Source organism: Roseovarius sp., from assembly GCF_018066915.1.
GTDB lineage: Bacteria > Pseudomonadota > Alphaproteobacteria > Rhodobacterales > Rhodobacteraceae > Roseovarius.
Genome location: NZ_JAGPVV010000142.1, coordinates 1 through 7,246, shown reverse-complemented (window position 1 = coordinate 7,246; position 7,246 = coordinate 1). Strand labels below are relative to the sequence as shown.

The window sequence follows — 7,246 nt, the reverse complement described above, 5'->3', positions numbered from 1 at the left end:
TGCCAGAACCGCAACCTCTGGGGCGTCGAGGATTTTCAGGAGATCAAGATCCGCCACTCGAAATACGCGGCCTCGCGCTTTGCCCATGAGGCGGCCCCGGCGCTCACGCGGTTTGCCAATTCCTCGCCGCAGGGCTTCCTGAACGGCATCAAGGCCGCGCGGCGGCAGATCGTGGCACGGACCGACGAGGATCGCGCGGATTTTCTCCGCAAGCGCGGCTTCTCAAAAGCCGAGTCTGGCAAGATCATCGAGAAGGTACTGATGGAAGAGGGCCGCCCGCCCGAGAGCATCTTCGACTTCGTGCAAGGCATCACGCGGCTGGCGCGCGACAAGACCCAGCAGGATGCGCGGCTCGACATGGAGGGGCGCGCCAAGAAGCTCCTCGACCGGGTCGGCTGACCAAGCACCCATGCAGCGATCGCCCGACACCGGGGCGGTCGCTGCAGCTATTTCTCAACATGCACGCCGTTGGCTTTGCCCCGAAAGGGCAGGGGGCGTCGGTGTGCGCATTTCAGCGAGACACCTATGACTTCCCAGGAAGAAACCGTCATTCTCGAGGCACGCGACATCCTCGGCCGCTATCTTAGCCAGAACCCGGTCATCGGCAGCTGGCAGGCGCTGATGGACTATTGCGCTCTGACCGTGCGTGGCCCGATCGAGCGGTTCCATGTCCTCTATCTCGACCGCAAGAACCGCATCATCGCCGATGAGCTTTTGTCGACCGGCACAGTCGATCATGTCCCTGTCTATCCGCGCGAGGTGATCAAGCGCGCCCTGATGCTGAACGCCAGCGCCCTGATCCTGATCCACAATCATCCTTCGGGTGATCCCACGCCGTCCGAGGCCGATCTCAGCATGACCAAGGAGATCCAGAAGGGCTGCAAGTATCTCGGCCTGACGCTGCATGACCACATCATCGTCGGCGCCGGGACGGAGCTGAGCCTGCGGGCCCTCGGCAAGCTCTGATCGTGGCACCAGACCTGCTGCCGTCGCCCCTTCGAGGAAGAGGGCGGCGGTTTGGTCTTTGACGGATGAGGCGGGGAGAGAGGCTTCCCGCGCCGTTGGAGATATTGCCATGTTTGACCTTCCCCTGCCGATCCAACCGAGCCCGCGCCCGATGGGTCCTGGCGCAAATGGCCCAACTGTCGCTCCTGATCCCAGCCTGCCTTTCGAGCTGACGCGGATGCACCGGACGCCTGCAGCCCTGATGTCGGGCGCCGCTGCCCCCGTGGTCGTTGAGCGTTTTGCGACGCTGGCCGATGCCATGCAGGGGGCGTTTGAGCTTGCCGAGCACAACGGCTCCGATGCAGCGCCGCAGCTTCTGGCCATCCTTGATTACGACCAGCGCCTGGTTCTTGCCGGGGCCGCCAGTGACTGCGCCGTCGCCTGGTGCCACCCGGTGACGAGCGCGGCCGAGGCGCGGGGCGTCGTGACCGAGGCAAGCCAGCTGCGCGCTCAGGCGGGCCGTGCGGCCACCTGGGGTGAGCCCGATCTGGCGGCTCAGCTGCGCCACCGCGCTGATCTTCTGGATGCCCGACTTGTTGACCCGCTCTGGCGCGCCTTCGCCGCCTGGGCGCTGCAGGTCGCTGCGTGAGGCGCCAGAGGTAGAGAGGAGCAGGGGGGATGTGGAGTTTGTCCGGGGGAGAGAGATCGCCCGGCTCGGCTCCGATCCCTTCCCCTTACCGGAGACACCCGATGACCCTGACAGAACCCACCCTCACGCCCCCGATGGCGCCCTCAACCGTCGACATGGCGCAGATCTTCGCGGCGCATGCCGCCCGCACCGCCCGGACCCTCGCCCTGCGCCCCGGCAACAAGGACCGCCTGTTCGATGGCCTCATGGCCGCCGGCATCACCCATGTCACTGTGACCTTCGACGGGGCCGGTGACAGCGGCCAAATCGAAAGCATCGGGGCATGGTCCGGCGAGACCACTGTCGATTTCCCCGCCACCGAGATCGAATACGCCGCGCTGACCTGGGACGATCCTGAGGTCGAGATGCGCAGCCTGTCGCTGGAGGATGTCGCCGAACAACTCGCCTTCGACTTCCTCTCCGACACCCATGGCGGTTGGGAAAACAACGACGGCGCCTACGGCGAGTTCTGCTTCGACGCCGCGGCCCGCTGCATCCATCTTGAGTTCAACGAGCGCTTCACCTCGTCTGAACTCTTCACCCATGATTTCTGAGGGGGCGGCGATGGCACATCCCTATCACCACGCCCTGTCCTCGGTGAAGAAATGGGGCGGTACGGTCGACTGCTACATGGCCGTGCATACTTGGTTCGACCAGAGCAAGGAGATTACTGCGGACTTTCGGCACCGGGCGCTGCGCCACCATGCCGAGGGCATCTTCATGGCCGAGACGATTTTCGGTCCCACCCTCACACTCTCGACCGGGCGCATCATTCCGACCCGCTGGGTGGGCGAGCAGCATGTCAAGGAGGACCTCGGCTTCATCCCGAGCTTCGCCGACTGGGTGAAGGCCATCCGGCCCGAGCCGTGGATGGGCCGGTCCGAGCGGATCGAGGCATTGGTCGATCCGCATCTCGCCGCGCCCGTGGTCGAGGTCGCCTGACATGACCGACCCGGCCTATCATCGCCTCGGCCTGCCGGTGACCGCTTCGCCTTACGCCGTCCTGCGCGCAGCGGTCCGGGCGCTTCATCCCGACACGCGCGCCGTGCGCGGCTTCCGGACGTCGCGCAAGCGCTTCTACCAGCAGATGCTCTGCGCCCATGCCGCGCGACAGGCGGCGGGCGACCAGCCAAACGGCTGATTACCCCCAACCACCCCTTCATTCCAACACAACGCCCGGCCGCCCGGCCGGGTTTTCCCCATTCAGGAGGTCCCAATGGCAGATTACTTCACCCATTTCTCATGCTTGCTCGACGTCGGTACCCCCGACAAGGCCGCCCGCGCGCTCGCCCTGTTCCAGAGCTTGCGCGAAGCCGATCAGGATGCCGAGGACCCGGAGGTTGCAGGCTTCGACCTCGTGCGCCAGGATGCGCCCGAGGGCAGCACCCTCTGGATCCATGATGACGACCACGGCGATGTCGAAGCCGTCATCCGCTTCGTCCTGCGCCTCGCGGAAGAATTCGATCTCACCGGCCTCTGGGGCTTCCAGTATGCCCTGACCTGCTCCCGGCCGCGCCTCGACGCCTTTGGCGGTGGCGCGCATGTCATCGATCTCGGTGCCCGCAAATCCATCGGCTGGACGAGCAGCCAGGAGTGGCTCGCCGCCGCGCTGAACGGGGAGGAGGTCGATGCCTGAGATCGTCTGCACCACTGTCTACCAGTTCCCCGAACTCTCGGATGCGGCCAAGGAAAAAGCGCGTAGCTGGTATCGCGAGCTTGGCCCCCACGACGATTGGTGGGACGCGGTCTACGAGGATTTCGAGCGGGTCTGCGAAATCCTCGGCATCCGCCTGAAGACCACGCCTGCCCGCCTGATGGGCGGCGGCACGCGGGCCAAGCCCTGCATTTGGTTCTCCGGGTTCTGGAGTCAGGGCGACGGGGCCTGCTTCGAGGGCTACCTTAGCCATGCCAAGGGTGCGGCCGCGCGCATCCGCGACTACGCGCCCCAAGACGCGACGCTCCATGGCATCGTCGACCGGCTGCAGACCATCCAGCGGCGGAACTTCTACCAGCTCGCGGCCGAAGTCAGCCATCGCGGGCGCTACTACCATGAATACACGATGTCCGTTGACGTTACGCGGGACAGCCCGACCTGGCAGCCGCCGACCGAAGACGCCGAGGAGATCGTGACCGAGGCGCTGCGTGATCTGGCGCGCTGGCTCTACCGCCAGCTTCAGGCTGAATACGACCACCTCACCTCGGACGAGGCCATAGAGGAGGTGATCATCGTCAACGAGTACACCTTCACCGAAGGAGGGCGCCGCTTCGGGTGAGACCGCACGGTTGAAAACTGTTAGAAACCTGCACATGTTTCTGACAAAGGAGCGATCATGGAGCGCATGGCCGAGAGCATCATGAATGTCGCGACGACGTTGCCGGAGGGGGTGCCCTTGGCAGCGAAGGGGCTCCTGCACCTCGGCTCGCGCGCGGCGGTCGATCAGACGCTGTCGCGTCTGGCCACGCGCGGCGAGTTGATCCGGGCGGGACGCGGCATCTACATGCGCCCGGTCCAGACACGCTTTGGGCCGCGTAGTCCCTCGACCGAACAAGCGATCGAAGCTCTGGCTGTGCTGCGGGGCGAGACGATCGTGCCGAGCGGTGCTGCTGCGGCAAACGCTCTGGGCCTCACGACACAGGTGCCGGTCAAGTCGGTTTACCTCACCTCGGGGCGAAGCCGTGTGCTGAACCTTGGCCAGCAAGCGGTCGAACTGCGACATGCGCCGCGCTGGCAGTTGGCCCTTGGCAACAAGACCTCCGGCCAGGTTGTTAGGGCTCTTGCCTGGCTCGGGCCGGATGAGGCTCCCAAGGCCTTGCAAATCCTGCGATCCAAGCTCGCGGACACGGCAAAGACCGAACTGGTGTCTGCTGCGCCGCAGTTCCCGACTTGGCTGGCTCGCTTGGTTGGAGAGATAGTCCATGGCTGAGGCGTCAGTGCACCTGATTGCTTTGCCTGGTGCCCATCCCGAGGCGGGATGCAAATTCAAGACAGTCGACCCAGGGGGTCAATGCTCACCCGCCTCGCGACGGTGCGGTGCACGGTTCAGCCCAGAAGCTTCAGCAGGGCGTCGCGCTGCGCGGCGTGCTTTATGGGGTTGTCGCGCTTCAGCTTGCTCAGGTTGAGGACTTTCCACTGCACGGCTGGCAGGTGAGCCGCCTGCGCCCGGTCAATGGCCGCAAAGTCAGGCTCCCCGACTTGAAGTGTCAGAAGGAACTGCCTCGCATTGGTATCGAGTCGCGATTGCACATCGGCGATCAATTTCAGGCGCGTTGCCAGAAGCGTGTCGAGGGGGACCGGTGTTCTGGTCATGCCCTCGAATTCCCGCGCAAACGGTTGCCCGAGATCGATCAGGTTCGGATCGAGAAGCTCATGCGCCGGGCGCGGCGAACTGGCGACGTAGATCAGGAAGGTCTGGAAGAGGTCCTGCGTCAGGCCCTCGTTTTCGTAAAGGAGCGTGACGTCGTAGAGATCCCGGGGATGCTGCCTGTCCAAGGCAGCGTGCAGCTTGCCAGCGAACAGATCCTCGAACGAGACGATCTGCATTTCGGCATAGCCATAGACATCCTCGACAGCGGCCGAGACGGTCCGGATTTCCGGGTCGTGAACCACGCCTCGGGTCACAGGCGAGGTTTCGATCTTGATCTCGGCATTGCCGAGGCGCGCCAGCAACCGTGTGGCTCCGCCGCCACCGCCTTGGATGCGCTGAGATTTCGCGCCGCGGATACCGGTTTCGATGGCAGCCGCGATGCGATCCATCGCGGCATTGATCTCGTCCAGGCTCTCGGCGCGTTCCTTGATTGGCAGGTAAGTCAGGTCGATGTCGACCGACAACCGCGGCAGGTCCCGGTAAAAGAGGTTGATCGCCGTCCCACCTTTGAGCGCGAAGACGCTTTCGCCCGCGACATGAGGCAGGACGCGCACCAGGAGCGCGACTTGGGCTTCATAGGTCTCACGCGCCACTGTCAGCCTCCGGCTTCACGAAATCATCCGGCACCATGATCCGATAGCGCGGGTGGATCTTGCCACCTCGGACCAAGGCTCGGTCGCCGCTGCCGAGATCAAATGTCTGCAGGTCGATCCGCTTACGCCAAGGATGGTCGTGGCGGTCAGCGAAAACGAAGAACAGGCGCTTGACCTTGATCTTTCGGCAGGACTGCAGGAGGTCTGACAGCAGTCTTGGGCGAAGGGCCGTCAGGCTCTCGAAGACCATGTCGAGCGTGTGGAAGCTTTCATGGTCAGGCAGTTCGTCCATGGCCTCCAGAATAGCGCGCTCCGGCGTCGACATCGTGAGACCCCAGTCCCATGGCTGGCCGGTCGTTTTGCCCTCGATCAAGCCCAGTTTTGGATCGGTAAACAAGGATCGGGGGCGGGTTCTGATCTGGGCATCCATCGGCAGTTTCGCCAGCCAGTTCGGGATACTGTCTCCGTAGACCCAGACAGGGGAGCTTTCGCCGAGGCGCAGGTAATGGGCATGTCCCTGTTCGCCGAGCGCCGTGGTGCTGCCCACATGCAGGTCATGACCCATGATGTGCTGCGTGGACAGGATGCAGGTCTTCCAGTCGATGCTGTTCGACGTCGGGTGGGCTGCGGTGCTGGGGAGGGGGCGGCGGAAGACGCCTCGGGTGATGCGCTCCAGCCAGCCGCGCTTCACATAGTCACGGAAACTCTCATAGGCGATGCCTTGGGAGACGAGCCAAGCGGCATCGACCAGATACCCGGCGGGCACGGCATCAAGCAGTTTCTTCAGATTCTGTGACCTTGCGGCGTCCATGATGCCTAAAGTGACATATTTTCAAAGAGACATCTACAGATTTCTTTGATGAGGATGCTTTTCTGGCGTTATGGACGCTCCAACATCACCATTTCCAAAGAACTGAGGGGCTAGCCCCAAGTGGAGGAAGATCTGAAGACTCTGGGTCGAGAGACGACCACGACTTGCGGTGGTTGCCGAAGGTCGCAGCGGTGTACCTCCCGGCGTGCCGCCGGGCCCAGGTCTTGGTCCTTCGGACAGGAGTTTGACCGAGGCTGATGTCCCGAAGGGCTAATCTGCCAACCTATAGGTTGGCAACTACGCTCGGTTTGCCAAGCCACGGTATGGCAGAAGCTCCGGAAGGCCGGAGCTAGCCGGTGCCGTGCTCACTTGTTCCCGTCGATCCACTTCGACATCAGCTCCTTGTCGCGGAAACACTCATCCGGCACGGCGCGGCGCTTGATCCGGGCGAGGCGTTCGGCAAAGGCGACCTGCTTTGATGTCGGGCGGCTGTCCTGCGTGCCCGGGTTCATCTTGGCTTGTGCGTCGATCCAGGCGCTCAAGGAGCGCCGATCTTGCTGAACCTCCCACGGCAGAAGCGTCTGGTTGCGCAGGGCCAGCGCGCGCGCATAGGCGATCTGCTTTGGCGTCGCGGGCAGGGCGTAAGTGGTGCTTTCCATCGGGGATCTCCCTTCTTAGCGTCGCTCTCAAAGTAGAACATAACGGGAACAAAATCAAGCCGTCTGCGGAAACCATGGGGTTTGAGAGGAAGAGGAGGGCCGGGGGAGGTCAGGCCTGAGGGTGCCCGAAAGAGGGTGTCCGGGGCTGATCCTGTCCCTCATTCCGGAGTTTCCCGATGACCCAT

General features: G+C 63.7%; 11 protein-coding genes and 1 pseudogene. 9 read left to right on the top strand and 3 right to left on the bottom strand.

Annotation, left to right across the window (positions count from 1 at the left end; all coding sequences use genetic code 11):
• The 9 genes and pseudogenes from KBT70_RS07740 to KBT70_RS07700 all read left to right on the top strand — a co-directional run.
• Window positions 1-399: pseudogene (locus KBT70_RS07740) on the top strand (DUF932 domain-containing protein); the annotation flags it as partial.
• A 126-nt stretch (window positions 400-525) separates the two neighbouring features.
• Entirely contained in the window at window positions 526-966 is a 441-nt protein-coding gene (gene radC / locus KBT70_RS07735) for a DNA repair protein RadC (RefSeq protein ID WP_296630807.1), read from the top strand.
• Window positions 967-1,075: 109 nt separating this feature from the next.
• Complete coding sequence (locus tag KBT70_RS07730) at window positions 1,076-1,594, top strand: DNA repair protein RadC (protein ID WP_296630804.1); 519 nt, start codon at window positions 1,076-1,078, stop codon at window positions 1,592-1,594.
• 101 nt (window positions 1,595-1,695) lie between these two features.
• Window positions 1,696-2,187, top strand: coding sequence for a DUF6878 family protein (locus KBT70_RS07725; RefSeq protein ID WP_296630801.1), 492 nt, complete (start codon window positions 1,696-1,698; stop codon window positions 2,185-2,187).
• Between the two features lie 10 nt (window positions 2,188-2,197).
• Window positions 2,198-2,575, top strand: a complete 378-nt coding sequence (locus KBT70_RS07720) for a hypothetical protein (protein WP_296630798.1) — start codon at window positions 2,198-2,200, stop codon at window positions 2,573-2,575.
• 1 nt (window position 2,576) lies between these two features.
• On the top strand, window positions 2,577-2,774 hold the full coding sequence (locus KBT70_RS07715) for a hypothetical protein (protein WP_047998245.1): 198 nt from the start codon (window positions 2,577-2,579) through the stop codon (window positions 2,772-2,774).
• Between the two features lie 75 nt (window positions 2,775-2,849).
• Window positions 2,850-3,269 carry a hypothetical protein gene (locus tag KBT70_RS07710; protein WP_296630791.1) on the top strand — a complete coding sequence of 140 codons (420 nt, stop codon included), beginning with the start codon at window positions 2,850-2,852 and terminating at the stop codon, window positions 3,267-3,269.
• Window positions 3,262-3,906: an antitoxin of toxin-antitoxin stability system gene (locus tag KBT70_RS07705; protein WP_296630788.1), complete on the top strand. Its 645-nt coding sequence runs from the start codon at window positions 3,262-3,264 to the stop codon at window positions 3,904-3,906. The genes KBT70_RS07710 and KBT70_RS07705 overlap by 8 nt, the downstream gene beginning before the upstream one ends.
• Before the next feature lie 57 nt (window positions 3,907-3,963).
• Window positions 3,964-4,557: a DUF6088 family protein gene (locus KBT70_RS07700; RefSeq protein ID WP_296630785.1), complete on the top strand. Its 594-nt coding sequence runs from the start codon at window positions 3,964-3,966 to the stop codon at window positions 4,555-4,557.
• 116 nt (window positions 4,558-4,673) lie between these two features.
• Here the strand turns inward: KBT70_RS07700 and KBT70_RS07695 are convergent, their stop codons facing one another.
• The 3 genes from KBT70_RS07695 to KBT70_RS07685 all read right to left on the bottom strand — a co-directional run bounded on the left by KBT70_RS07695 (window position 4,674) and on the right by KBT70_RS07685 (window position 7,061).
• On the bottom strand, window positions 4,674-5,591 hold the full coding sequence (locus tag KBT70_RS07695; RefSeq protein WP_296630782.1) for a nucleotidyl transferase AbiEii/AbiGii toxin family protein: 918 nt from the start codon (window positions 5,589-5,591) through the stop codon (window positions 4,674-4,676).
• Complete coding sequence (locus tag KBT70_RS07690) at window positions 5,581-6,402, bottom strand: type IV toxin-antitoxin system AbiEi family antitoxin (protein WP_296630781.1); 822 nt, start codon at window positions 6,400-6,402, stop codon at window positions 5,581-5,583. The genes KBT70_RS07695 and KBT70_RS07690 overlap by 11 nt, the downstream gene beginning before the upstream one ends.
• A gap of 365 nt (window positions 6,403-6,767) precedes the next feature.
• Entirely contained in the window at window positions 6,768-7,061 is a 294-nt protein-coding gene (locus tag KBT70_RS07685; protein ID WP_296630778.1) for a hypothetical protein, read from the bottom strand.
• Between the last annotated feature and the right edge of the window lie 185 nt (window positions 7,062-7,246).